We start from the raw sequence: 24348 nt of genomic DNA, 5'->3' as shown, positions 1-24348 counted from the left end.
CCGATCACGCGTCATCCTTCACGGCTTTTCAGAAGCGGCCGCGCGTGGTCCGGATCAGCTCCAGGTCGGCGGTGAACAGATCCCGGATATCATGGATGCCCAGGGCGACCATAGCCATTCGATCCAAACCTAGCCCCCAGGCAATCACCGGGACCTCCACGCCCAGGGGCATGGTGACCTCCGGCCGGAAGAGCCCGGCGCCGCCCAGCTCCATCCAGCCGAGGCGTGGATGCCGGACGTGCAGCTCGACGGAGGGCTCGGTGAACGGAAAGTACGCGGGCAGGAACCGGATCTCCTTCGCCTGGGCCACCTCGCGGGCGAACAGCTCGAGGAGGCCCAGCAGCGTCCGAAAATTGATGTCCTGCCCCAGCACGATCCCTTCCACCTGGAAGAAGTCCGTGGCGTGCGTGGCGTCCACCTGGTCGTAGCGGAAACACCGTGCGATCGAGAAATACTTGCCGGGCACCTTCGGCCCCGCCGCGAGCGTCCGCGCGGAGACCGCCGTGCCTTGGCTCCGCAGCACCAGGCGGCGGGCTCGCTCGCGATCGTAGTCGTAGCCCCAGCCGACCGACTGCGTCTTCCCGCCCCGCTCGTGGGCCGCGGCGACCTCAGACAGGAACGGCTCCGGGATCGCCCGGGCGTGGCTCGGCTCCTTGACGAAGTACACGTCGTGGATGGCGCGGGCCGGGTGGAACTGCGGCATGAACAGCGCGTCCATGTTCCAGAACTCCGTCTCGACGAGCCCGCCACGCATCTCCTCGAAGCCCATGCTGACGAGCTTGTGCTTCACGAGGTCCAGGAACTCGCGATAGGGGTGGAGCCGGCCGATCGCCGCACGCGGCGGCCGCAGACTGATCGTGTACTTTCGGAACCGTCGTGCGCGCCAGGCGCCGTCCTTGAGTAACTCCGGCGTGAGCTGGGAGACCTCCTCTGCCGGTGCCTGCCGGCTTAGGGCCTGCGTCGCGTCGCGCCCCGCCGACGTCAGCGCATACCAGCGCTCGACCCGCTCGTCAATCCGGAAGGGCTCCCGCGGGTTTCCGCGCCGCACGGCGTAGCGCTCGACCACGCGGCGCAGGGGCTCGGGAAAAGACTGGAGGTCCTTCGCGCCCGAGTGGAGTTGTTTGAGCAGCCACCGGAGCGATTCCGCCGTCTGGCTCGGGGCACCGGTCGCCTCCACAAAGCCACCCTGGACGATCCGGATGACCCCTTCCTTCTTGAGGCTCCCGACCGCGGTGCTCAGCTCGGCCGGCTCCAGCGCCTCCCGGGCCTGCAGATCTTGGACGGTCAGGCGCTTGCCAATCTGGGCCGCCTGCCGGATGGCGGAGAGGATGCGCTCGATGGGCGAGTATTTCTCGAAGTACCGCTCGCCGACAGGGGTGAGCGAGACGATGGGGGTGACCTTTTGGGCCTCGATGCGGACCAGCCCCTTCGCCAGGAGCCACTCGACCGCCATGCTGATCTGGGCGCGGTCGAGCGCGGCCGCCTGGGCGATCTGGTCGTCCCGGAGCGAGGCGCCCTCCCGCGCCTGAGCCGCGGCGCCCAGAGCCTGAAGCACCTTGATCTCCAGTGGGTGGAGACTGTCAATGGGCACGCCCACGTCGGCCATGCCTCAGGCCCTGTCCTGGCCAGCGGCCGCCCGCAGGGCCGCGATCGTCCCGCCATAGTCGCCGCTCCCGAAGATGGCGGACCCCGCAACCAGGACGTCGGCGCCTGTCTGGATGATCCGGGCGGCGTTGTCCACCTTGACGCCGCCGTCCACCTCCAGCAGCGCCCGGCTGCCGGTCCGGTCAATGAGCCGCCGCGCCCGCGCGATCTTGCTGAGCACGCCGGGGATGAACTGCTGGCCGCCAAATCCGGGGTTGACGGACATGACCAGGAGCAGATCCACGTCGGGGAGGATCTCCTCGACCGTGCTCAGCGGCGTCGCCGGGTTGAGCGTCACGCCGGCCTTGACGCCACACTCCTTAATTGCCTGGACGGTCCGATGCAGGTGCGGGCAGGCCTCCACGTGCACCGTGAGGTAGTCCGCCCCGGCCGCCGCGAACTCCGCGAGGAACACCTCCGGGTTCGTCATCATCAGGTGCACGTCCAGCGGCAGCTTGGTCACCTTGCGCAAAGCCTCTACAATCGGCGGTCCCACGGTCAGGTTGGGAACGAAGTGGCCGTCCATGACGTCCACGTGCACCCAATCAGCGCCGGCCGCCTCGACCAGCGCCACCTCCTCGGCCAGTCGCGCGAAGTCAGCGGACAGAATGGACGGGGCGATCCGGAGCGGGGGGCGGGTCATACAGGGGCGACCTTTCGAAGCCGCGCGGCGAAAAACGCGTCCATGGCGGCGGCCGCGGGCGAGACCATTGTCGAGAGATCGCCCTGGATGGTCACGAGCCCAGCCCCGCCCGGCGGGAGCCACGGCGCGACGGATTCCCGACGATACTCCGCGTGCCGCGCACAGAACGCTTCGATGACCTGCTCGTTTTCCTCGGGCTCGGTCGAGCACGTACTATAGACCAGGACCCCGCCGGGCCGCAAGAGCCGACTGACCCGATCGAGCAGGGCGAGCTGCGTGGCGCGGTGCTCAAGCAACCGCGCCGCTGTCTTCTGCCACTTCCCTTCCGGGTGCCGGCGCAGCACGCCGAGGCCGCTGCAGGGCGCGTCTACCAGAATACGATCGAAGAGGCGATCGCCCAGCCGAGCCAGGGCGCGGGCATCCGTCGCATCGGCAACCACTGGCGTGACGATCCGGACGCCCAACCGCTCGCAGTTCTCGCGAAGCCGAGCGAGCCGCTTGGGATGCCGATCGAGTGCGACGATCTCGCCCTTATTCCCCATGAGCGCGGCGAGGTGGGTCGTCTTGCCGCCTGGCGCGGCGCAGGCGTCCAGCACCCGCGCGCCCGGCTGTGGGTCCACCAGCAACGGGATGAGCTGCGCCGCCTCGTCCTCCACGTAGCACAGGCCCTGCCGGAGCTGCGGCAGCTCCGTGACCGGGCCGCGGGGCTCGAGCACGAGTCCGACCGGGCTCACGGCCGTCGGGCGGACGACGCAGCCAGCACGCGCCAGATCGGCCGCCAGCTCCTCGCGGGTCACGCGCAGCCGGTTAGCCCGAACCGTCAGGGGCGGGACCGCGAGCATGGCGCGGCAGACCGCTTCGGCGCGGGCGCACCCGAGCCGCGCCAGCCAGCGCTCGGCCAGCCACCCAGGGCAGCTATACCGGACGGCCAGGTAACCGGCGGGATCCTGATCCGCCGACGGCCAGGGCGGTGTCGGCGCACAGGCGAGCTGGCGCAGCACCGCATTGACGAACCCGGGCCAATGGTCGCCGGGGAGGCGCTTGACCAGTTCCACGGACTCGTGGACGGCGGCGGCGGCGGGGATCCGATCCAGATACCGGAGCTGGTAGGCGCCGAGCCGCAAGGCTGTGGCGACAACCAGCGGCAGCCGTGCCACCGGCCGGTCCGCGACATGGTCGAGCAGCCAATCGAGCGTGGCCCGATGCCGCAACACCCCGTACAGGAGTTCATGCACGAGCGGCCGATCGCGCCCCTCCACACCGCTCCCGCCGAAGGCCCGCTCCAGAGCGTCGTCGGCGGGCGTTCCCCGCCGCTCGACCTCGACCAGCGCCGCTAACGCCGCTGCCCTGGCCCCGACTCGCACGCCTGGGCGTTCGCAGCCGGCGTGGCACGGCGCCGCTGCCCCAGCCTGGCGCTTCACAGGGCCTCCTGCGCGGATGCGGGGCCGCTCCCCAGGCGCAACCCGGGGGCCAGCGGATGCCCGGCCAGGTACTGGGCAACTCCCATCCGGCGGCTGTTGGCGGGCTGCAGCTCCGTGATCGCGAGGAGCCCCTTGCCCGTCACGACCAGCAGGGCATCTTTCCGGACTGCCATCACCGTGCCCGGAGCGGCTGAGTCGGTTGGCCCGTCGGCGGCCGTCGCCCGCCAGACGATCCACCGCTCATCCCCCGCGTAGGTGTAGGCCCCCGGCCAAGGGGACAACCCACGGACACGGTTCGCGATCTGCACGGCCGGCAGCGACCAGTCAATGAGCCCGTCCTCCTTCCTGAGCATCGGCGCGAGCGTGGCCTGGGAATGATCCTGCGGGCGGGGCGTGACCGTGCCCGCCTTCAGACGGCGGATCGTCTCAAGGAGCAGACGGGCCCCGACCTCGGCGAGCCGGACCGAGAGCGTGCCCGCCGTGTCCTCGGGCGCGATTGTCACCGCTTCCTGGAGCAGGATCGCCCCTGTATCCATGCCTTCATCCATCAACATGGTCGTGATGCCGGTCTCGTGCTCCCCGTTGATGATCGCCCACTGGATCGGCCCGGCACCCCGGTACTTCGGCAGGAGCGACGCGTGGACGTTGACGCAGCCCCGCGGCGGCAAGTCCAGCACGACCTTCGGCAGGATGCGGCCGAACGCGGCGACGGCGATCAGGTCCGGCTGCCAGGCCTGAAGCTGTTCGAGAAACGCCGGGTCCTTCATCTTCACCGGCTGGAGGAGAGGCACTCCGACCCGCAGGCAGAGCTGCTTGACCGGGGAGGGGACGAGCGTCTGGCCGCGCCCCTTTGGCCGGTCCGGTTGGGTGACGACCCCAACCAGGGTGTCTTCAGAACGCAGGAGCGCCTCAAGGGACGGCACGGCGAACTCCGGCGTGCCCATGAACACGATCCGCATGGAGGCTGCTTTAGCATGGGCCCCTGAGGAAATCAACGGAGCGCTTGCCGCTCCGGCTTGACCGGTGGGGCAGTTTCGGCTAGGGTTAATCGCCTGGTTTCGATTTCAGAGCCTGTCCCCCCAAGGTAACGGCGATGCGGGCACGGTTGACTCAGAAGCCAGGGGGCGAGGATTCGTCCGGTTGTTCGGCTGTGCGGCCCCGGTTCGCCCCCCTCCTAGCCCAGCCCCTCCCCTCGGCCACGATCGCCGACCAAACCCAAGGTTCTCTTCCGCTCCCGCGACGCACGGCGCGCCGGAGCGGCGGGCGCGCTCACGCTCCGGCACGGGGGCCGCGGGTCCGTCGCCACGCGGACTGCGCCCACTTCGCATCTAGGGACTGACCGCCATGGTGTCGGACCTGTTTTCACTCGCCTTCTACGCCTTCAACGCCATCGCCTGCCCGTCGTTAGCCACCGGCCTGGCGATCCTGCTGCTGGGATCGCTGGTGCTGGTCCGAGAGCGCGCGTCCCAAGTCAGCGTCTCGTTCTTCATGGTGACCGTCACGATCAGCCTGTGGCTCATCTCCTTCTCCTGGATGTACCAAGCGACGACGGACCGGGTCGCTTTGCTCTGGGCCAAGGTGGCCTACCTAGGCGTGCCGTTCATCCCGGCGGCCTTCTACCATTTCAACGTGCTCAGTCTCCAGCGCCATGGATGGCCTCGCCCCACGGTCTGGGCCGCGTGGGGCCTGGCGGCCCTGTTTGCCGGGGCCGCCGCCGAAACGGACCAGTTCCTCGCCGGGCTGTACCGGTACTGGTGGGGCTACTATCCGAAATACGGGTGGGTGAGCCTGCCGTTCCTGGCCTATTTCTTTACCATCATGGTCGCCACGTTCCGCAATTTCTGGATCGAATACCGGGTGGCGCGGCCCGGTATCCGCCGGCAGCGGATCAAGCTGTTCATGATCGCATTCGCCCTGGCCCTCTCGGGGTCGGTGGATTTCCTCGCCAAGTTCGGCGTGCCGCTCTATCCCTTCGGCTTCGCCCCGGTCTTCGGCTACGTCGTCGTGATGGCGGTCGCCATCTGGCGCTACCGACTGGTGGATATCACCCCGGCCTTCGCCGCCGAGCAGATCCTCTCGACGATGGCGGATGGGCTGCTCGTGTTCGACCACGAAGGGGTCATCCGGGTGGCGAACCAGCACGTCCGCCGCCTGTTCGGGGACCAACCCCTGCTCGGCCAGCCGGTGTCGGGGATCGGCGGCGGGCTGTTTCCGCTCGACAAGCTCGACGCGGTCATCCGAACAGGCGAGCTGGATGTCTTCGAGACGACCTGCCGGCCGAAGAACGGGGACGCGCTCGTGCTGGAAGTGTCGGCGTCGGCGATCCGCGATCGGACCGGTCATCCCCTCGCGGTCGTCTGCCTGCTCCGGGACATCACGGACCGGAAGCTGGCGGAGGAGGCGATCAGGCGCGCGCACGACGAGCTGGAGCGGCGCGTGCAGGAGCGCACGGCCGAGCTGTCCCAGGCGATCTCCCTGCTCCAGCGGGAGATTGCCGAGCGCAAACGGGCCGAAGCACGACTCCAGGAAAGCCAGGCCGAGTTGGCCGAGGCCCAGCGGCTCGCCCATCTCGGAAGCTGGAGCTGGGACATAACGACGAACATCGTCAAGGGGTCCGACGAGCTCTACCGGATCTTCGGGCTCCCGCCGATCGAGTTCCCGGCGACGTACGAGGCCTACCTGGCTTGCATCCATCCTGAGGATCGGGACACCGTCCACGCCGCCCTGCGGAAGGCGGCCGAGAACCGGGAGCCCTTCAACTTTCACTACCGGATCACGCGCCCCGACGGGGTGGTCCGCACGCTTCACTGTCTGGGTCGGGTGGTGGCGGACCAGGAGGGCCGGCCGGTCCGCATGGTCGGCTCCGCACAGGACGTCACCGATCTCAAGCGGGTGGAAGAGGCGCTGCGCGAGAGCGAGGAGCGGTACCGGATCGTTGCGGAGACGGCCGCCGAGGGGATCATTACGATTGACCAGCGCAGCACAATCGTGTTCGTGAACCGCGCCACCGAGCAGATCTTTGGCTACACAGCCGAGGAGATGCTGGGACAGCCCCTGACGAGGCTAATGCCCGAAGCCGTGCGGGACGTTCACCGGGCTGCGATTCGCGAATACCTCGCCACCGGGCAGAAGCACCGCCCGTGGGAGGCGGTACGCTTGCCGGGCCGGCACAAGAGCGGCAGGGAGATCCCGTTGGAGTTCTCCTTCTGGGAATTCTCCCAGCACGGCCAGCGGTACTTCAGCAGCATCGTCCGGGATATCACCGAGCAGGTCCAGGCCGCCGAGGTCCGCAGCCGGCTCTTCGAGCAGATCATCTCCGCCCAGGAGGAGGAACGCCGCCGCATCGCCCGGGAGCTGCACGACGAGACGGGCCAGTCGCTCATGTCGCTGCTGGTCGGACTCCACGCCATCGAGGCGGCCCGAACCGCTCCGGAGGCCCAAGCCCTCGCCCGCAAGTACCGCGAGATCGCCGCCTCGGCGCTGGAAGAGGTGCGCCGGCTGGCCATGGGGCTCCGGCCCAGCGTGCTAGATGACCTGGGGCTCGCCGCCGCTGTCGAGCGCTACGCGGAGCAGTATGCCAAGTCCTACCGGCTTACTGTGGACGTGCACTGCCAGGGCCTGGATGGGCGCCGCCTGCCGTCTCCGGTGGAGACCGCTGTGTATCGGATCATCCAGGAGGCGCTGACGAATATCGCCAAGCACGCCCAGGCCACGGTCGTCGGCATCGTCCTCGAGCGGCATCCGACCGTCCTACAGGCCATCGTGGAGGACGACGGGTGCGGGTTCAACGTGGAGGAGACCTTGCGGCTGTCCGGCGCCACCACCCATTTCGGCCTGCACGGCATGCAGGAACGGGCCAGCCTCGTCAACGGCACGATCGAAATCGAGTCCACCCCCGGACGCGGCACAGCCATCTATGTCCGGGTGCCGCTTCCGGAGCCTCACCAGGACGCCGCGGCCAGCTCACCCGCCCCACGCGCGTCGGGGTCGCACATTTGACAGGCCTCTTGCCCCCCTCCTATAATCAGACCTTCGTTCCGGAGCAGAAAGGGAGCGCCCATGTCGTTCACGTTCAGGCAACCGTCGAATCTCAAGCGGAAGCGCGAGCACGGGTTTCGGAAGCGGATGCGCACGAAAGGCGGGCGCAAGGTCCTTGCCAGGCGGCGGGCGAAGGGCCGCGCCCGGCTGACGGTGTGACCCGGCCGGTCCATCCATGGCGAAGCCCGGCCGGGAACGCGCGTTTTTCCTGAAGATGGGCGCCGACATCGAGTGGGTGAAGCGGCAGGGGCGACGCGTCCAGACCCCGTTGTTCAACATCCAGGCCTGCCAGGCCTGCGGCGCGCCGACGCGGATCGGGATCGTCGTCGGCAAGCGGTTGGGCAGCGCGGTGGCCAGGAACCGGGCCAAGCGGCGCTTCCGGGAGTTGGCCCGACAGGTGCAGCGCCAACTGGTCGCCGGCTACGCGGTGCTGGTCTTCCCCCGTCGCGAGGCAGTGACGGCCCGGCCGACGGTGCTGCGCGACCTCTGGCTCTCCGTGCTCCGGCGGGAGGGTTTGCTGCTGCCGGAATCGAACTTCGTATGCGGCGGTTCTGCCTCGGCTTAATCAGGCTGTACCAGTACTGGGTCTCGCCGGCGCTCCCCCGTGCCTGTCGCTTCGAGCCCACCTGTTCCCACTACGCCTATGAGGCGGTCCGGCGGCATGGCGTGATTCGCGGGGCGGGCTGGGCCGCCCGCCGACTGCTGAAATGCCATCCCTTCCATCCCGGCGGGACCGACCCCGTTCGGTGAGTCGGCTCCCCTTCCGCGGCGAGGGCCGTCGGCGTCCGGGCATCGTGGCGCGCCGGGCCAGGCCCTCTCGGCATGGCCCCACCACCGAATCGAGGCGTTAGACCGAGAAGGAACCCGGGATTCATGGAAAAGCGCGTCATCCTGTTCCTCGTCCTTTCGCTGGCCATTATCCTCGGCTACGATTACCTGCTCCGGCAGCTCGGGCTCGCACCGACTCCAGGCGCCGGCAACCCGCCCGACGGCAGGCCAGCCGAAGAGCGGCCCACGGGGGCGCGCCCGGAGGCCGCCCCGACCCAGCAAACCTTGGGACCGGCGAAGCCTGGCCCCGCGCCCGCCAGCCCGTCAAAGCCTGTGCCCGGCGCGGTGACGCCCAGCTCCGGGACGCCGGAGCAGACCGTCGTCGTCGAGACGGACCTCTACCGCGCCGTCCTCACGAACCGCGGCGGCGTAATCACAAGCTGGGAGCTCAAGCGCTACCGGCTGACCGCCGCGGAGGACTCGCCGCCGGTCCAGCTCGTCTACCGCCAGGGGAAGTTCAAGGGGCCTCTGTCCGTCCTCGCGGCCGAGCCCGCCATCACCCGGGAGCTGGCAGAGGGTCTGTACGAGGTGGAGCGGGATTTCACCACGCTGGACACGTCGCACCCGGTCGGACACCTGACCTTCCGGTACCGCGCGGCCGCCGGAAACCTCGCGCTCGAGAAGCAGCTCACCTTCCGCTACAACAGCTACCTCGTGGACGTCGCCGTGCGCGCCTCGGGCCTCCAAGGGGGTGTCACGCTTGGGCTCGGCACCAATTTCGGCATCGTCGAGTGGGGCGAGGGGTTCATCGGCCTGATCGGCCCGGCTTCCCTGGTGGATGGGCTCATCGAGAAGGACACCCCCGAGACCGAGGCGGAGCGCAAGGGAGCGGTAGGGTGGGTCGCGATGCAGGACAAGTACTTCATCAGCGTGCTCATCCCAACGAATGGGGCCGCCGCACTGGCGCGCAAGGAGGGCGACAAGCTCGTCTCTGCCAGTGTCCGCTTCGCCCCGGACGCCGCCGCGACGGTCACCGCGCGGCTGTACGCCGGGCCCAAGGAGTACGACACGCTTAAGGCGCTGGGGCTCGGACTCGAAGAGACCATTGATTTCGGGTGGTTCATCTACGGGAGCTGGAGCCTTGTCAAAGCCGTCGCCTGGCCGCTGTTCGCGGTGCTGCGCTTCGTCTACGGCTTCACCCACAACTACGGGGTCGCCATCATCCTCCTGACCGTCGCGATCAAGCTCCTGTTCGTCCCGCTGCAGTACAAGAGCTACAAGTCCATGAAGGACATGCAGGTCATCCAGCCCAAGGTGCTGGCCCTGCAGGCCAAATACAAGGACGACCGCGAGCGGCTCAACCGCGAGCTGATCAAGCTCTACCGGGACCACAAGGTCAACCCGGTCGGCGGGTGCCTGCCGATGCTGCTCCAGATGCCAGTCTTCGTCGCGCTGTTCAACATCCTGTACATGACGATTGACCTGCGACAGGCGCCATTCGTCCTCTGGATCACCGACCTCTCCGTCCAGGACCCCTACTACGTGCTCCCGGTCCTCATGGGGATCTCGATGGTCGTCCAACAGAAAATCATGCCGACGACGATGGACCCGACCCAGGCCAAGATCATGCTCGTGTTTCCAGCCTTCCTGACCCTCCTGTTCCTGACCTTCCCCGCCGGCCTGGTCCTGTACTGGCTGACGAACAACGTGCTCACCATCGCGCAACAGTTCGTGACGGACCGGTACATCTTCAAGAAACCCGCCCTGGCCTCCGAGCTGCTGGAGGAGGCCGGCTCGCCCGACGGCCAGAAGGCCGCCGGCAAGGGCAAGAAGGACAAGGTCGTCCGGAAAGCCGAAACGGACAGTCAGGTCGAAGCGTGAGGCGCACCGGCCATGGGCGGACCGATGGAGGATACGATCTGCGCCGTCGCGACCCCGGTCGGAGAGGGTGGGATCGGCATCGTCCGGGTGAGTGGGCCGAAGGCCGTGGAAGTGGCGGCCGGCCTCGTCCGGCTCCGGTGTGGCCAGCCGCTCGGCTCGGTCAGGAGCCATCGGCTCTACGCCGCCGACCTGCTGGATGTCTCCGGCCCAGCAGGGCCTGCAGCCGCGGCGGCGCGCGCCAGCGAGGCTCACCGATTGGACGAAGCGCTCGTCGTCGTGATGCGCGCCCCGCATTCCTACACCGCCGAGGACGTGGTGGAGCTGCACTGCCACGGGGGCGCCTTCGTGCTCCAGCGGGTCTGCGAGTGTCTGGTGCGGCTCGGGGCGCGCCTCGCCGAGCCGGGTGAATTCACCAAACGAGCCTTCCTCAACGGCCGGCTGGACCTGACCCAGGCCGAAGCGGTCCTCGATACCATCCAGGCCAAGACGGCCGCTAGCCTGCGCCTGGCACAGGAGCAGCTCCGCGGCGCCCTCTCCCGCACGGTGGAGGGGTTCCGCGAAACCCTCATCCACTTGCTCGCCCATGTGGAGGCAGCGATTGACTTCGCGGAGGAAGGCCTCACCTTCATCCAGCCCGAGGCGCTTGCCGCGGGGCTGCGCGAGACCCGGACCGCCGTCGCCCGCTTGGCCCAGACGGGCGAAGAGGGTCGCATCCTGCGCGAAGGGATCGTGGCCGCGATCGTGGGGCGGCCCAACGTCGGCAAGTCCAGCCTCATGAACGCCTTGCTGCGGACCGATCGCGCGATCGTGACGCCGATCGCTGGCACGACGCGTGACGTGCTGGAAGAGACACTCAATATCCGGGGTCTGCCCGTCCGCCTGCTGGACACCGCGGGGGTGTGCGAAGCCGCCGATCCGGTCGAGCAGGAGGGGGTGCGCCGCAGCCGCGCGGCGATGGAACAAGCCAACCTGCTGCTGGTGGTGGTGGACGGCTCGGCGCCGCTGAGGGACGAGGACCGGGCCCTGCTCGAGGTGCCTCCGGACAAGAAGCGGCTCGTCGTGATCAACAAGGCTGATCTGCCGCCACGGCTCACCCCGGCCGATTTGGCCGCCTACGAGCGGGCGGAGCCGCCGAGCGCCGTGGTGCACGTGTCCGCCAAGACCGGCGCCGGGCTGGACGACCTCCGGGATCGCCTCCGGACCCTCATGCTCCGCGCGGACTTCGAGCCGGGCGACGCCGCCGTCGTCACCCGGCTGCGGCACCGGACTGCGCTGGAGAAGGCGCGGGACGCGCTCGAGCGGGCGGAGACGAGCGTCACGGAGCGGCTGTCCGGCGAGTTCGTGGCCGTGGACCTGCGGGCGGCGATCGAGGCCCTGGGAGAGATCACCGGCGCCACGACCACGGAGGATGTGCTAGACCGCATCTTTCAGGAGTTCTGCATCGGAAAGTGATAAGAACGCCCTCAGCCGACAGCAATCAGCCGTCAGCCTGACAGCAGGGAGCTGGGTCTGCTTCGCCGAGAGCTGATGGCTGACGGCTTCCCTCATGGCTTCCGAGTACGACATCATCGTGGTCGGAGGCGGGCACGCCGGCTGCGAGGCGGCGCTCGCCGCCGCGCGCATGGGCGCGCGCGTCCTGCTGCTGACGATGGAGGAGGACAAGATCGCCCAGATGTCGTGCAACCCGGCGGTCGGCGGCATCGCCAAGGGCCACCTGGTCAAGGAGATTGACGCGCTCGGCGGCGAGATGGGCCGGAACACCGACCGGGCCGGCATCCAGTTCCGGCTGCTCAACACCAGCAAGGGACCCGCCGTGCGGGCGCTCCGGGTCCAGTGCGACAAACGGCTCTACCGTGAGGCGATGCAGCAGACACTCCGCGCCCAGCCCGGCCTGGCGATCGCCCGGGGCACCGCAGACCGGCTCCTGACGCGCGGCGGCGCCGTGGCCGGGCTCGTGACCGAGCAGGGCGAGCGCCTCGGCGCCAGGGCCGTCATCCTGACATCAGGAACATTCCTTAAGGGATTGATCCATGTCGGGCTAAGCCGCTTCCCGGCGGGGCGAGCCGGCGAGGCCTCGGCCGAGCACCTGTCCGACTGCATGCGCGACCTCGGCTTCGAGGTCGGCCGGCTGAAGACCGGCACCCCCCCGCGGCTCGACCGCAACACGATCAACTTCGGTGTCATGACGCCCCAGCCGGGCGATGACCCGCCGACGCCGTTCTCTTGCCGCACGGCGCGGATCACCACGCCCCAGGTCCCCTGTCATCTGACCTACACGACCGAGGAGACGCACCAGATCATCCGCGACAACCTGGACCGCTCGCCCCTCTATAGCGGGGTCATCGAATCCGTCGGACCGCGCTACTGTCCGTCCATCGAGGACAAGGTAGTCCGCTTCGCCGACAAGCCGCGCCACCAGGTCTTTCTCGAGCCGGAGGGGCTGGACACGACCGAGTTCTACCCCAACGGCATCTCGACCAGCCTGCCGGTGGATGTCCAGGCCGCGATCCTCAAGACCATCCCGGGGCTGGAGACAGCCCGGATGCTGAAGCCGGGTTATGCGGTTGAGTACGACTACTTTCCGCCCCACCAGCTCCATCCGACGCTTGAAACCAAGCTGGTCACCCGGCTGTATCATGCAGGCCAGATCAACGGCACCTCCGGCTACGAAGAGGCGGCCGCCCAAGGCATCATTGCCGGGATCAACGCGGTGCTGGGGATCCGTGGGGAGCCACCCTTGATCCTAGACCGCTCGCAGGCTTACATCGGGGTCCTCATTGACGACCTTATTACCAAGGATGCGCGGGAGCCCTATCGGATGTTCACGTCTCGCGCGGAGTACCGTCTGCTCCTCCGACACGACAATGCGGACCTTCGCCTGATGGACATTGGCTACCGGCTTGGCCTCATCCCGCAGCCGGTGTACGACCGTCTGTGTGCCAAACGGGAGGCGGTTCTGCGCGAGACGGCGCGCCTGCGAGAGACCAGGCTTCCATGGACCGAGGCGGTGAAGCATCAGGTGGCCCAGATGCACCTACAGGGGGTCACGCCCGCCGCGACCCTGGCCCAGCTCCTGAAGCGGCCTGACATCTCCTATGCCGATCTCCTGGAGCTGACTGGTGAGGCGGATCCCGAGGACCAGGCGGTCCGGGATGAAATTGAGATGGTGGTCAAATACGAAGGGTACATCGCCCGCCAGCTTCGTCAAGTTGAGTCCTTCAAACGGCTCGAGGCGCGCAGAATTCCGGAGAATTTCAACTACGACGCCGTGCCGGGGTTTTCAAAGGAAGCCAGAGACAAGCTCAAGCGGGTCCGCCCGGCCTCGATCGGCCAGGCCTCTCGTATCTCCGGGGTAACTCCGGCGGCCATCGCGCTCTTACTCGTCGCCTTAGAGAAGCAGCGGCGACAGGAAGCGCTTCTCTCTCGGCCGCAGGCTGGATCTCCACTATGACGCGACCACAATTTCTCTTGACCCAGCCGCGCGATTCCCGTACATGTTCCACGTGGAACAGGGAAGGCGGCTCGCCGAAACGTTGCGCGATGGAGCAGCTTCGCTGGGAGTCGCGCTCACTGAGGACCAAATCGCACAATTCGTCGTTTACTTTTCCGAACTCACCACCTGGACCAAGACGATCAACTTGACCGCCGTCACCGAGGAACGGGAAGTTGCCGTCAAGCATTTCCTTGATTCACTCGCCTGTCAGAGGGCGCTGCCGCCCGACGGACCTCTCTCTTTGCTGGATGTTGGGACCGGTGCAGGCTTCCCAGGCCTTCCCTTGAAGATCGCAAACCCTGAGCTAGCGCTCACCTTGCTTGAGCCTAGCCAAAAGAAGATCGCCTTTCTTCGCCACATGGTCGGCACGCTTCGTCTGAAGGACGTCACGGTCTTGCCGAAGCGAGTCGAGCAGATCGCCGCCGAGCCGTGCATGGCCAGCCGGTTTTCCGTCGCAATCACCAGGGCATTGAAGCTCGACACGATCTTACCACTGATCCGGCGGCTGCTCAGTCCAGACGGACGCTTGGTCTTGTGTCGCACAGCACCGCTGGATCCACAGCGCCACTTACCGGGATTCCTCGTTGGCGAAGAGCATCACTATGACTTACCCTTTCACTATGGTCATCGTGTTCTGACAGTCCTGAACCCGACAGGCTCTTGAAAGCTCGGGGCTGCAGTCCGCCCCCTGTTCCACGTGGAACAGGGGGCGCATCCGCGCAAGATTGAAAACTGCTCAGGGAGCTTGACGAATCTTTTCTATGGCTAAGGTCATCGCGGTTGCGAATCAAAAGGGAGGTGTCGGAAAAACAACGACTTCTATTAATCTCTCCACTGCGATCGCCATTGAGGATCGTCCTGTGCTCCTGGTGGACCTGGACCCCCAGGCAAATGCCTCCAGTGGCCTGGGCATAGACCCGCGCGGGCAGGCTGCGACGGTCTATCACTGCCTGGTTGGAGGCGAGAAACTTGCCCATGCGCTCGTCTCGACATCAGTGCCGCGCTTGGATCTCCTGCCGTCCAGTGCCGATCTGGCTGGTGCTGAGATTGAATTGGTCGGCGCTCCGGAGCGCGAGAGCATTTTGCGGCAGACCCTGGCAGAGGTTCTGCCGCGCTACCAGTACATCATCATCGACTGCCCGCCCGCGCTTGGCCTGCTGACGGTCAATGCCCTCACCGCCGCTTCGAGCCTGCTCGTGCCTGTCCAGTGCGAATACTATGCGATGGAGGGGCTTGGCCGGCTGATGGCGACCGTCCAGCGTGTCCAGCAGTCGCTGAATCCCGCGCTAACCTTCGAGGGGATCCTCCTGACCATGTATGACTCACGCAACACCCTGTGCCGCCAAGTGGCGGATGAAATTCGGAGCCACTTCGGCGGACTCGTCTATCGCACCGTCATCCCCCGAAACGTCACGCTAGCCGAGGCGCCGAGCTACGGGCGCCCCGTGATGCTCTACAACGCCGCAGCGGCGGGAAGCCAGGCCTACCTGGAGCTTGCCAAGGAGTTCCTCGTACATGGAAAAGAAAGCGCTCGGTAAGGGTCTCGATGCATTGCTCCCAGATCGCGGGGCGAAGAAGCTCCCGGGCGAGGAGGGAGAGTCGGTCGCGCTCAGCGAGATTCTGCCCAATCCCTATCAGCCCAGGACGGACTTCGCCGAGGAGGACCTAGCTGAGCTGGCCGACTCGATCAAGCGGAACGGTTTGCTCCAGCCGCTCCTAGTCAGGCGAAAGGGCGACGGCCGGTACGAGCTGATCGCGGGCGAGCGCCGCCTTCGCGCGGCCCGGCTGGCCGGGCTTCAACAGGTTCCGGTGATCGTCCGGCACTGTACCGACCAAGAGGCGATGGAATTCGCGCTGGTCGAGAACCTGCAGCGCAAGGACCTCAACCCGATGGAGACCGCTCGGGCCTATCACCGGCTGCTGCGTGAGTTCGGCCTGACCCAGGACGCCCTCGCGCAGCGGGTCGGGAAAGACCGCTCGTCGGTGGCCAACCTGGTGAGGCTCGTACATCTCCCTAGTGAGATTCAACAGGATATAGAAGCCGGCCGCCTGACCGTCGGCCACGCCAAGGCGCTGCTGGCGCTTGACGAGCCCGAGGAGCAGCTTCGGGTGGCCCGTCGGATCGCATCTGAGTCCCTCTCAGTGCGCCAGGCTGAGCAATGGATCGCACAGGCGGCCCGCGCGAGGCGGACGCGCCGACGGGGGAGCCGAGCCTCCGCCTATCCGGACCTCGAGCAGCGCCTTCAGCGGCGGCTCGGGACCCGCGTCGCGATCACGAAGGGACGGCGGGGTGGGACCCTCGTTATCCATTACTTCACGCCCGAAGACCTGGACCGCCTCATCGAGATCCTCCTGGGCTAGGAGCCTGGGGCATTGCGGAACCCATGGGGTTTCATGGCCGACCGCGGTGGCCCTGACACGCAGTGCGGGGTTGATGGAGCCGGCCCCACACACAACTCAGAAGGACCTGGCAAGAAAAGCGCTCTTGTGCTTATCCGGTTGACTCCACATCATACAACTGGTTGTAGGTCGTGGGCTGGTGCTGGGTGCCGAGTCCGAGCAGGGTCTGGAAGGCTGCCATCAGGGTGGGGCGCCGGTTGAAGCGGAAGGTGAACTCGTCGAGGTAGGCCTGCAAGTGATGGTTACCGACGCCATGATGGGTGCCCCGGAGCCAGGTCTGGAGGGTCCCGAAGATCCGATGCACATGGGGCAGTATCATGGGTGCCCGCTCCGGGTCACCTTAGGTCTTGGGTCGATGCCGATAGCCCATAACCCCGAAGGGGCGCGTAGGCGCCCCAGCCATCAGTCACGACGAGTGCTCCCGGCTCGACATTCGCGGTGACGAAGCCCGTGAGGGACGGCGCAGAGGCATCAGGCACCACCTGGAGGCGCACCCGGCCCGACGCCCTGCCACGGACCTCGACCGCAGCGACGACCAATGCCTTATCCACGAGTTGCCGGCCGCCTTTCAGCCCCGCCTCAGGCCCGCCCATGTAGGGTTCCTCGACCTCGACCTTCTCCTTCAACCGCTTGCGGTCGGATCGTCCCAGGGCGCGCCGGAGCTTGGGCCGCATCGCCCAGGCGGTTTCGTAGCGACCGATGTCCAACTGCCGCTGGAGCTGGAGCGCCGAGAACCCAGGAGTCTGGGTCGCGACCAGATAGGCAGCCCAGAACCACTGCGTCAACGGGGTGCGGGTCCGGTGCAGAACCGTCCCCGCGGTCACCGAGGTATCGTGGCCACACGCTCGGCATTGTCACAGCAGCCGCGTCGGCAATTCCAGGGCTTCCCCATGCTGGCACTTCGGGCACCGGAAGCCGTCCGGCCATCGGCACTGGGCCAGGTACAAGCGGCAGGCATCCTCGTCGGCGAAACGCCGCCGAAACTCCAGCGGGGTCTGGGGAAATTCCGGTCGCACTCCGGCCCATACTATCCAGTGGGGTCTGTGGAGTCAACCGGATAAGCACAAGCGCTCTTATTCATCGGGAGAGCGGGAGACGTAGTCATGGCGTAAGGAGGCGGGCCAGGCCGTCCTTGACCTCGCCGACGAGGTCCACCTTCGAGGTCACCTGGTGCGGCTTCAGGATAACCTCGGCCTGTGGGGGGCAGAACGGGCGCTCGAGTTTGGGCTTCTGCCCGTGAACCTGGGCGACGAGGGATTCGGCCGGCCGATCGTGGGGCTTTCGGAGGACCAACAGCGGCTGACGCGGCTCGAGGACGCAGTAGGTCGTATAGCCGGTCTCCTCGTACCGGCTCGGGTCCACGAAATAGACGAGGTGCCGGCCAGTCGAATAGACCAGATCGCCCTCGCGGAGGGGCGCCTCCGGCGCGATCGAGTACAGAAAGGCTGGAACCAGCAGCACGACGCCCGCCATGAGGCCGAGCCGCAGGATCGCCTGGCGGCTCCGCCACGCCTTCTCCGGGTCAGGAGCTGGAGCCATTGGGGTTCCAAGAGGCTACGGTACCGTGGCGCGGCCGATCGTGTTGGCGTCAGTCCCGAACCAAAGGGCGCCCGTGGCCCGATCATAGACCATGTTTCGGACCGCCCCGCCGCCGCTGGGGATCTCCGTGATGCTGAAGAACATCTCCCGTGCGGGGTCAAAACCTACGAGGCGATTGGGTTGCGGCCCGGTCTCCACCAACCAGAGCCGGTCGCGGTCGTCCACGGTCATCCCGTATGGGCGCGCGTCGTCCCCGCCCGGCACCGGCCATTCGGTGATCCTGCCGCTAGTGGGGTCCAGCCGGCCCAAGAAGCCCTTCGCGTAGTCCACGTACCAGATGCGCCCATCCGAGGTTGCGGCTAGCCGACGACAGCGGGTCTCGGGGCGGGGAAGCACGACCTCGCGGACCGTCAGGGTCGCGGGATCCACCATGCCGAGCCGGTTGACGCCATACTCGGTGAACCAGGGCCGCTGCGCCGCGTCGAGCACGATCCCATAGGGGAAGGCCTTGGGCGTCGGCACGGGGACCAGCTCGACCCGGCCGGTCGCGGGCGTGAGACGTCCCACGAAATTGCCCTGGATGACCGTGAACCAGAGGCGTCCCTGCCCGTCGAACACCAGGGTGTGAGGATCATGTGCGGCCGGATCCGGCATCGGGACCTTCTGAATGTGCCCTGTCCGCGGTTCCAGCCTGCCGATATGGGCGGAGCGGATGCCGGCGTACCAGACCAGCCCCTGCTCGTCCACGACGACGTTGTGCGGGCCCGTCCCCGGATCCAGATCGAACCGCGTGAATGTGCCAGTCGTTGGGTCGAGCCGAGCGACGTAGTCGCCGAACTGGCCCACGAACCAGACCTGCTGTGACCGGTCCACAAAGGGATCGCGCGGCCGTGTGCCCTCCCAGGGCACCCGCCATTCGGTGATCTCCACGGGCGCAAGCGGAGCCCTCGGCGCTGGTCGCGCCGGATGGCCTTCCGGCGCCGGCGCGGCGCAGGCCCACAAGAACGCCGCGACCGCGAGTCCCCACAGACTCGCCTGCAGTCCTCGCCGAGCCGTCCGGGCGACTCGTGCCGCCGGCGGCTCCGTCCGTCTCTTCATCCCAGCAGGTCCTCGCATGCAAGCCTTCACCACCGGGAAGGCCCTGCTAGTGTATCGGCTTCCAGAACCAGCGTCGCATCGCCGCCCCCTAGCCGCACGCCGACGATGCTCGCGGGACTTCGCGTTGATGCGGACACATGAATCGGTTGGCTGACGCCTGTCCCACGGCCGGCCGAGCACCGCCGCTTCATCGCAGTGAGGAGCAGTCCGCGCCCGCTACAGGTGCCGGAGGTCGTCTGCCGCCTGCTCGCGCGGCCGGCTGCCCAACCGGCGTTCCAGGAACTCCTTCGCCAGATCCCGCGCCCCCAGGCCGAACGCGAGCGCGGCGGCGAGCACGACCCCACCGAAGGTGATGCCGAAGCCCACGACGACGATGTTTTGGGCGATCCCGAGCTGCTCCAGCGCCATCGCGACCGCCGCGAGCTGGACGCCCCATCGGGCGAGCAGCGCCACCAGCCGCGCGGGCGGCAACCCCGCATTGACGGCCGCGATGAGGACCGCCTGCGACACAAAGTTCGACAGCAGGTAGCCGACCAGGAGGATGAGCAGCGCCGTGAACAGGCGGGGAATGTACGCGAGGAACGACTGGGCGAACTGGTTGATCGGCTGGAGGTCGAGCGCGCCGAGGGCCGCCATCGCCGAGAAGACCACTAGCAACCAATAGGCGGCGCGGCCCACCAGGTGCGAGGGGTCCGACTTGACCCCGCCGCGCGCCAAGGCAGCGCTCACACCGAGCCGGTTGCTCAGATGGTCGAGGCCGATCACGCGCAGGAGCCGCTCGATAAGAAAGCCGGCGACCCAGGCCGCGATCAGCCCGACCACCAGGATGATCACCATCGCTAGCAGGTTGGGGAGGAGCGCGAGCACCTTTCTGGCCAGCGCTTCCATCGGACCGAGCAGCGCCGTCTCCACGAAATTTTCCATGACCGTCCCTCCTCAGTCTCGGGTGCCCCGCGGCACCCGCACGTGGCCGCTACCGGATCTGGCTATACCAGCGCTCAATCAGGTAGGGCTTGCGCCGTTCGAACACCTCGCAGAGCGCCTCGACCCGACCCTCCGCCTCCGTGGTGGTGAGCCCCTGGGTCTGGAGCACGAAGGTCGCCGTCCGCCCCAGGTACAAGGGCGTGAAGGCTTTGAGCAAGTGCTCGCGCGGCATGGCGCGGCCGTGGTAGGCGACCGCCGCGTCGTAGACCACCTGCACCCAGAGGTCGTCGGGGATCGCGAAGGCGTGGAGCGGGCAGTCCTTGAGCGGCAACAGCCCTTCGAGGGTGTCGGGGAGGAGCATCTGCCGCCAGATGGGCTCCAGGTCCGCGAGCCCCTGCCGGAACGCGCCGACCATGCGCTCCACATTGACGTTCACCGGCTCGACCCCAACCTCGTACTGGAACCCGAACAGCTTGACCGGGTGTGACCCCTCGACCATGGACCAGATCGTCTGGTGCTCCTCCATGAGCGCGAAGACGGCGCCGAGCACCTGGACGAGCATGGCCGTCAGGTCGGCAGCCGGATCCTTGGGGTTGTGGATCTTGGCGCCCAGAAAGCTCTGGCAGACGCGCGCGCCGCTCGCGATCGCCTCCGTCGTCATCCAGATGTCAATGCCGAACCGGGCGACGTCCGACTCCCAGACGTGCTTGTCCAGGTAATGTTCGGCGAGCCGCCCCGCGAACCCGAAGTCGCCCCCGATCGGCTGGCGGATCCGCTGCCCGTACAGGGCGCGCGTCAGCGGATAGACGATGCCGTTGGTAATCGTGCCGTCATATTTGTGCCGCAGGTAATAGGGCGCCACGTAGTCGTAGCCTTCATCCCGGACCGGCCGGATGAGCAGCTCGATCCACTCGGGCGTGATGCTCCGCAGGTCCGAGTCCACGACCGCGCAGGCCTTGGCGCCCAGGCGGCGCGCAACCTCGAAAATCGTTCGGAAGGCGCTGCCCTTGCCCGGAATCCCCTGGTACGGCGTGATGATCTTCTGCAGCGGGCTCTGCTGCTCGCTGATGAGCATGGTGCCGTGGTCGAGCACCGTGTGCGCGACGATCTCGGGCGTGCCGTCGGAAGAGCCGCCGTCGGAGTTGACCAGGACGGCACGGGACCGGGGAAAGTACTTGGCCAGGCCGGCACTCACCGCCCGGACCACGTGGCCGATGGTACCCGCGTTGTTGTAGCTGGGGATGCCGACCAGGATCTCCGCCTCGCCGATTTCCCGGACCTTCATCTCGGTCTCGGGGGTCAGCGGCATCGTCGCGCCTTTCACTGGTCGTTCGAGCCGCGCCGCGCCCGACGCCACAGCGCCAGCCCCCCTCCCAGCAGGACCCCAGTCGTGAAGGCCAGCCCAAGCGCGAGCCCGCTGAAGCCCGTCTCCGGGCGCCGGAACCGCTCGGGCCAGCCGGGCCGTCGCTCGCGATAGGGCACGTGGGCCTCCGCCCCCAGCCACTCTCCGTCGTTGCTCTCCCGGGAGCCGTCGCCCCTGCGCCACTCGCCTCGCACCCGCGCATCCGGTCTCATGCCAGCCTCTCCAGCAAAGCCACGGGGAACTCGCCGAGGATCTTCGCCACCGGCAGGGTCTGCCGATCCCCGGTCGTCTCGGAGAACAGCCGCTCGTCCGTGAACAGGTTCCGGTACTCGGACTGCGGACGCCAGGACGGGACGGCGATCCAGGTGTCCCCCCAGACCTCTTCTGTAAAGGGCAGCACCGCGCCCTCGGGAGCCAGGCCGGCCACGAGTCGGGGCACGACGACCACCGCCGCACGTTCCCCGTGCAGTCGCGTGAAGGCGCAGACGTGGTCCCGCTTCGGGCCACCGCTCTCTAGCGGGACGTACTCACCCTCCCGGAAGAGGGCGGCTTGGGCCCGGCGATAGCGTAGCGCCGTTGCGGTGACGTAGAGCTTGATCCGCCCATCCTCGAACGTCCGCACCAGGTCGCGGACCAGCTCCCGCCGGGCGTCGCCGGGGCGCGCACAGGCCTGGTCCAGCTCGGCCAGGAGCCGGACGCGGCGAGCATAGTCTACCGGACGGCGATTGTCCGGGTCCACCAAGCTGAAGTCCCACAGCTCCGTCCCCTGGTAGAAATCCGGCACGCCTGGCGCGGCGACCTTGAGCAGCACCTGCGCGAGCGAGTTCACGGCGCCGTAGCGCGCGACGGCGGCCTGGAACGGCCGGAAGGCCTCCAGGAACGGGTTCGGCCCGTCGCGGCTCAGGAGCGCCGCGACGAAGGCCCGCACGGCTTCCTCGTAGCCCGGATCGGGATTCACCCAGCTCGTGTGCACCTTCGCCTCCCGCAGCGCCTTGGTCATCACGCCCTGGATGCGCTCGCGGAAGTCGCGCCACGCCGCCTCGTCCAGGGGACCGAACGGCCAAGCCCCGACGAGCGTCTGGTAGAGGAAGTACTCTTCGTTCCGGTCGGGAATGGCCTGCCCGCCCCGCCGCGCCCGCCGCTTGCGGTTCAACTTACTCCAGAGGGCCAGTTGGGCGCTCCAAATTCGCGGCATCTCCGAAAGGACATTGAGCCGCGCCCGCACGTCCTCGCTGCGCTTGGTGTCGTGCGTCGAGGTGGCGGAGAACGCGTGCGGCCAGTGCGCCTGCCGCTCGCGCATCCGCTGGTGGAACAGCGCGACCGGCACCCCGAACTGGTCCGGCGCCCCCCCCACCTCGTTGAGCGAGAGCAGCCGGTTGTACCGGTAGAAGGCCGTGTCCTCGATGCCCTTGGCGGTCACCGGGCTGGTCGTCTGCTGGAACTTGGTTACGAAGCGCAGCCGCTCGGCCTCGTCCTGCGGGGAGCGGTCCGGCAGCCCCTTGAGCAGCAGATCCTGCACGAAGTCGAAGACCAGCCCGCTCAAGGCGGGGTTGCGCCGCTTGGCCTTCGCGACGGCCTGCCGGATGTATGCCTCGTCGCGCTCGGTCGGCCGGGCACCCGGCGCTGGCGAGAGGTAGGTGCGATACACGGGGAAGCAGGCGATGATCTCCCGGATCGCCCGGGTCAGGCTGTTGAGCGTGAAGTCGCGGGACCGCCGGTCCCGCTCGGAGAGCCGGTTGAGCTGGTGCCCGAGGACGTTCAGCTCGCTCGCCATCGTGGCGTGCATGATCAGGTTCTTGCACTCGTAGACCAGCTCGTCGAAGGACGTCCGCACGCCGGCGAAACGCGCGTAAAGCGCGTCGAAGGCCCGCCGGTTGGCGCTGTCCACGAACAGGCCGTTCACCAGGTTCAGGAAATCGTAGCCGGTCGTGCCGTGCACGAGCCATTCGGCGGGAAGCGCCTCGTCTTTGCCAAGGATCTTCTCCGCGACGACGTAGAGGGGACGGTCAGGGGGCTCGGCGCGGTCCTCGGTCTGGACCAGCGTCTCCCGGGCCCAGGCCTGGAGCCGCTGGAAATAGTCGGCGGGATCGTACAGCCCGTCCGCGTGGTCAATCCGCAGCCCGGTCACGGCTCCCTCCCGCACCAGCCGGAAGATCAGCCGGTGCACGGCCTCGAAGACAGCCGCGTCCTCCATCCGGATGGCCCCCAGCTCGTTGATGTCGAAGAACCGGCGGTAGTTGATCTCCTCGGCCGCCACCCGCCAGAAGGCAAGCCGGTAGGCCTGGTCGTTGAGCAGGGCGTCGAGCAGGTCGAAGCTCGCGGGATCGCCCTTCACGCCGTTGAACAGCCGGAGGTTCTCCTGCAGAAACGATGCGACCGCCGGGCTGGCGTCGACCAGCGTCGCGAGGCGCCGCTGGACGACCGCCTTCTCGCGGTATCGCTCCGCCACACGCCGCGGATCCCGTTCGCCCCGCGCCGGCAGATGTCCCAAGGCGGTGAGAATGCTCTGCAGCTCCTCGAGAGCCGGATCCTCGGACTCGCTCGCCTTGAGCAGCTCGTCTAGCCGGTGCGAGAGGATGCGCACCCAGGACTTGGGTGCCACCGGCAAGCGGTGCTCGTAGTAGCGGATGAAGAAGGCGCCCGCCTCGTACTCGAGCTGAATGTCGCCGTTCTCGAGCACAAGGCCGTAGAGGTCGCCGAGGATCGGGAGCAGAACCTTGTCCTCCAGCTCTCGCTTGACCGGATGCCAGTCTATGTCGAAGAACCGGGCGTAGCGCGCGGCCGGGCCGTGCTCCAGGACGTCCGCCCACCAGGCGTTGATCGCCCGACCGATGCCCATGTGATTGGACACAACATCCAGGATTTGGCCCATGCCCCTTTCCTTGAGCGCGGCGACAAACACCTGGTAGTCCTCCTCGGAGCCCAGCTCTGGGTTCAGCCGGGTTGGATCCACCACGTCATAGCCGTGCTCGCTGCCTGGCATCGCCATCAGGTACGAGGAGCAGTAGCAGTCGGTGATGCCGAGGGCGTCCAGGTAGGAGACCAGGCGGGCCGCATCGGCAAAGGTGAATGCCCGGTTGAACTGGAGCCGATAGGTCGAGACGGGGATACGTGGCGCAGGAGGTCCGGACATCAG

20 protein-coding genes and 1 pseudogene are annotated in these 24348 nt (G+C 67.6%); 10 read left to right on the top strand and 11 right to left on the bottom strand.

Going from position 1 to position 24348, the window contains the following annotated elements:
• Positions 1-28: 28 nt before the first annotated feature.
• Genes pheS through fmt form a run of 4 tightly spaced genes read right to left on the bottom strand, consistent with a single transcriptional unit; the run spans position 29 to position 4667 of the window.
• Complete coding sequence (gene pheS / locus ACWHYQ_RS08795) at positions 29-1606, bottom strand: phenylalanine--tRNA ligase subunit alpha (RefSeq protein ID WP_447975314.1); 1578 nt, start codon at positions 1604-1606, stop codon at positions 29-31.
• 3 nt (positions 1607-1609) lie between these two features.
• A complete protein-coding gene (gene rpe / locus ACWHYQ_RS08790) occupies positions 1610-2287 on the bottom strand; it encodes a ribulose-phosphate 3-epimerase (protein WP_447975313.1) in 678 nt (225 codons plus the stop codon).
• Positions 2284-3708, bottom strand: coding sequence for a 16S rRNA (cytosine(967)-C(5))-methyltransferase RsmB (rsmB, locus tag ACWHYQ_RS08785; protein WP_447975312.1), 1425 nt, complete (start codon positions 3706-3708; stop codon positions 2284-2286). Before rsmB ends, rpe begins: the two co-directional genes overlap by 4 nt.
• Positions 3705-4667, bottom strand: a complete 963-nt coding sequence (gene fmt / locus ACWHYQ_RS08780; RefSeq protein ID WP_447975311.1) for a methionyl-tRNA formyltransferase — start codon at positions 4665-4667, stop codon at positions 3705-3707. The genes rsmB and fmt overlap by 4 nt, the downstream gene beginning before the upstream one ends.
• 385 nt (positions 4668-5052) lie before the next feature.
• Between fmt and ACWHYQ_RS08775 the strand changes: the two genes are divergently transcribed.
• The 10 genes from ACWHYQ_RS08775 to ACWHYQ_RS08730 all read left to right on the top strand — a co-directional run bounded on the left by ACWHYQ_RS08775 (position 5053) and on the right by ACWHYQ_RS08730 (position 16249).
• A complete protein-coding gene (locus ACWHYQ_RS08775; protein ID WP_447975310.1) occupies positions 5053-7707 on the top strand; it encodes a PAS domain S-box protein in 2655 nt (884 codons plus the stop codon).
• A gap of 60 nt (positions 7708-7767) precedes the next feature.
• Positions 7768-7905 (top strand): 50S ribosomal protein L34, encoded by a 138-nt coding sequence (gene rpmH, locus ACWHYQ_RS08770; RefSeq protein WP_447975309.1) that lies wholly within the window; start codon positions 7768-7770, stop codon positions 7903-7905.
• Between the two features lie 16 nt (positions 7906-7921).
• The gene (rnpA, locus tag ACWHYQ_RS08765; RefSeq protein WP_447975308.1) at positions 7922-8311 is read left to right on the top strand and encodes a ribonuclease P protein component; all 390 of its coding nucleotides are present in this window, start codon (positions 7922-7924) and stop codon (positions 8309-8311) included.
• Positions 8287-8496: a membrane protein insertion efficiency factor YidD gene (gene yidD / locus ACWHYQ_RS08760; protein ID WP_447975307.1), complete on the top strand. Its 210-nt coding sequence runs from the start codon at positions 8287-8289 to the stop codon at positions 8494-8496. The genes rnpA and yidD overlap by 25 nt, the downstream gene beginning before the upstream one ends.
• A 123-nt stretch (positions 8497-8619) precedes the next feature.
• Entirely contained in the window at positions 8620-10395 is a 1776-nt protein-coding gene (gene yidC / locus ACWHYQ_RS08755; RefSeq protein WP_447975306.1) for a membrane protein insertase YidC, read from the top strand.
• A 12-nt stretch (positions 10396-10407) separates the two neighbouring features.
• Entirely contained in the window at positions 10408-11847 is a 1440-nt protein-coding gene (mnmE, locus tag ACWHYQ_RS08750) for a tRNA uridine-5-carboxymethylaminomethyl(34) synthesis GTPase MnmE (RefSeq protein WP_447975305.1), read from the top strand.
• A gap of 94 nt (positions 11848-11941) precedes the next feature.
• Positions 11942-13846: a tRNA uridine-5-carboxymethylaminomethyl(34) synthesis enzyme MnmG gene (gene mnmG / locus ACWHYQ_RS08745; RefSeq protein WP_447975304.1), complete on the top strand. Its 1905-nt coding sequence runs from the start codon at positions 11942-11944 to the stop codon at positions 13844-13846.
• Between the two features lie 43 nt (positions 13847-13889).
• Positions 13890-14552: a 16S rRNA (guanine(527)-N(7))-methyltransferase RsmG gene (gene rsmG, locus ACWHYQ_RS08740; protein ID WP_447975303.1), complete on the top strand. Its 663-nt coding sequence runs from the start codon at positions 13890-13892 to the stop codon at positions 14550-14552.
• 97 nt (positions 14553-14649) lie between these two features.
• Positions 14650-15426, top strand: coding sequence for a ParA family protein (locus tag ACWHYQ_RS08735; RefSeq protein ID WP_447975302.1), 777 nt, complete (start codon positions 14650-14652; stop codon positions 15424-15426).
• Entirely contained in the window at positions 15404-16249 is an 846-nt protein-coding gene (locus ACWHYQ_RS08730; protein ID WP_447975301.1) for a ParB/RepB/Spo0J family partition protein, read from the top strand. Before ACWHYQ_RS08735 ends, ACWHYQ_RS08730 begins: the two co-directional genes overlap by 23 nt.
• Positions 16250-16379: 130 nt before the next feature.
• On the opposite strand, the pseudogene ACWHYQ_RS08725 reads toward ACWHYQ_RS08730, so the two are convergent.
• The 7 genes and pseudogenes from ACWHYQ_RS08725 to treY form a co-directional block, all read right to left on the bottom strand.
• Positions 16380-17319, bottom strand: a pseudogene (locus tag ACWHYQ_RS08725) (IS1595 family transposase).
• 70 nt (positions 17320-17389) lie between these two features.
• Complete coding sequence (locus ACWHYQ_RS08720; RefSeq protein ID WP_447975300.1) at positions 17390-17827, bottom strand: hypothetical protein; 438 nt, start codon at positions 17825-17827, stop codon at positions 17390-17392.
• A 15-nt stretch (positions 17828-17842) separates the two neighbouring features.
• Positions 17843-18925, bottom strand: a complete 1083-nt coding sequence (locus tag ACWHYQ_RS08715) for a Vgb family protein (protein ID WP_447975299.1) — start codon at positions 18923-18925, stop codon at positions 17843-17845.
• 216 nt (positions 18926-19141) lie between these two features.
• Positions 19142-19849, bottom strand: coding sequence for a mechanosensitive ion channel family protein (locus ACWHYQ_RS08710; protein WP_447975298.1), 708 nt, complete (start codon positions 19847-19849; stop codon positions 19142-19144).
• A gap of 49 nt (positions 19850-19898) precedes the next feature.
• Entirely contained in the window at positions 19899-21158 is a 1260-nt protein-coding gene (locus tag ACWHYQ_RS08705; RefSeq protein ID WP_447975297.1) for a glycosyltransferase, read from the bottom strand.
• 11 nt (positions 21159-21169) lie between these two features.
• Positions 21170-21424, bottom strand: coding sequence for a hypothetical protein (locus tag ACWHYQ_RS08700; protein ID WP_447975296.1), 255 nt, complete (start codon positions 21422-21424; stop codon positions 21170-21172).
• Entirely contained in the window at positions 21421-24345 is a 2925-nt protein-coding gene (treY, locus tag ACWHYQ_RS08695) for a malto-oligosyltrehalose synthase (protein WP_447975295.1), read from the bottom strand. Before treY ends, ACWHYQ_RS08700 begins: the two co-directional genes overlap by 4 nt.
• Between the last annotated feature and the right edge of the window lie 3 nt (positions 24346-24348).

This window comes from Nitrospira sp. Kam-Ns4a (assembly GCF_965152595.1).
This window is presented reverse-complemented; position numbering and strand designations above follow the sequence as displayed.

Bases quoted from the DNA above. Each gene is read 5' to 3' on its own strand.
- pheS (WP_447975314.1), bottom strand. From the start codon at position 1,606: ATGGCCGACGTGGGCGTGCCCATTGACAGTCTCCACCCACTGGAGATC.
- rpe (WP_447975313.1), bottom strand. From the start codon at position 2,287: ATGACCCGCCCCCCGCTCCGGATCGCCCCGTCCATTCTGTCCGCTGAC.
- fmt (WP_447975311.1), bottom strand. From the start codon at position 4,667: ATGCGGATCGTGTTCATGGGCACGCCGGAGTTCGCCGTGCCGTCCCTT.
- ACWHYQ_RS08775 (WP_447975310.1), top strand. From the start codon at position 5,053: ATGGTGTCGGACCTGTTTTCACTCGCCTTCTACGCCTTCAACGCCATC.
- rpmH (WP_447975309.1), top strand. From the start codon at position 7,768: ATGTCGTTCACGTTCAGGCAACCGTCGAATCTCAAGCGGAAGCGCGAG.
- rnpA (WP_447975308.1), top strand. From the start codon at position 7,922: ATGGCGAAGCCCGGCCGGGAACGCGCGTTTTTCCTGAAGATGGGCGCC.
- yidD (WP_447975307.1), top strand. From the start codon at position 8,287: ATGCGGCGGTTCTGCCTCGGCTTAATCAGGCTGTACCAGTACTGGGTC.
- yidC (WP_447975306.1), top strand. From the start codon at position 8,620: ATGGAAAAGCGCGTCATCCTGTTCCTCGTCCTTTCGCTGGCCATTATC.
- mnmE (WP_447975305.1), top strand. From the start codon at position 10,408: ATGGGCGGACCGATGGAGGATACGATCTGCGCCGTCGCGACCCCGGTC.
- mnmG (WP_447975304.1), top strand. From the start codon at position 11,942: ATGGCTTCCGAGTACGACATCATCGTGGTCGGAGGCGGGCACGCCGGC.
- rsmG (WP_447975303.1), top strand. From the start codon at position 13,890: ATGTTCCACGTGGAACAGGGAAGGCGGCTCGCCGAAACGTTGCGCGAT.
- ACWHYQ_RS08735 (WP_447975302.1), top strand. From the start codon at position 14,650: ATGGCTAAGGTCATCGCGGTTGCGAATCAAAAGGGAGGTGTCGGAAAA.
- ACWHYQ_RS08730 (WP_447975301.1), top strand. From the start codon at position 15,404: ATGGAAAAGAAAGCGCTCGGTAAGGGTCTCGATGCATTGCTCCCAGAT.
- ACWHYQ_RS08720 (WP_447975300.1), bottom strand. From the start codon at position 17,827: ATGGCTCCAGCTCCTGACCCGGAGAAGGCGTGGCGGAGCCGCCAGGCG.
- ACWHYQ_RS08715 (WP_447975299.1), bottom strand. From the start codon at position 18,925: ATGAAGAGACGGACGGAGCCGCCGGCGGCACGAGTCGCCCGGACGGCT.
- ACWHYQ_RS08710 (WP_447975298.1), bottom strand. From the start codon at position 19,849: ATGGAAAATTTCGTGGAGACGGCGCTGCTCGGTCCGATGGAAGCGCTG.
- ACWHYQ_RS08705 (WP_447975297.1), bottom strand. From the start codon at position 21,158: ATGCCGCTGACCCCCGAGACCGAGATGAAGGTCCGGGAAATCGGCGAG.
- ACWHYQ_RS08700 (WP_447975296.1), bottom strand. From the start codon at position 21,424: ATGAGACCGGATGCGCGGGTGCGAGGCGAGTGGCGCAGGGGCGACGGC.
- treY (WP_447975295.1), bottom strand. From the start codon at position 24,345: ATGTCCGGACCTCCTGCGCCACGTATCCCCGTCTCGACCTATCGGCTC.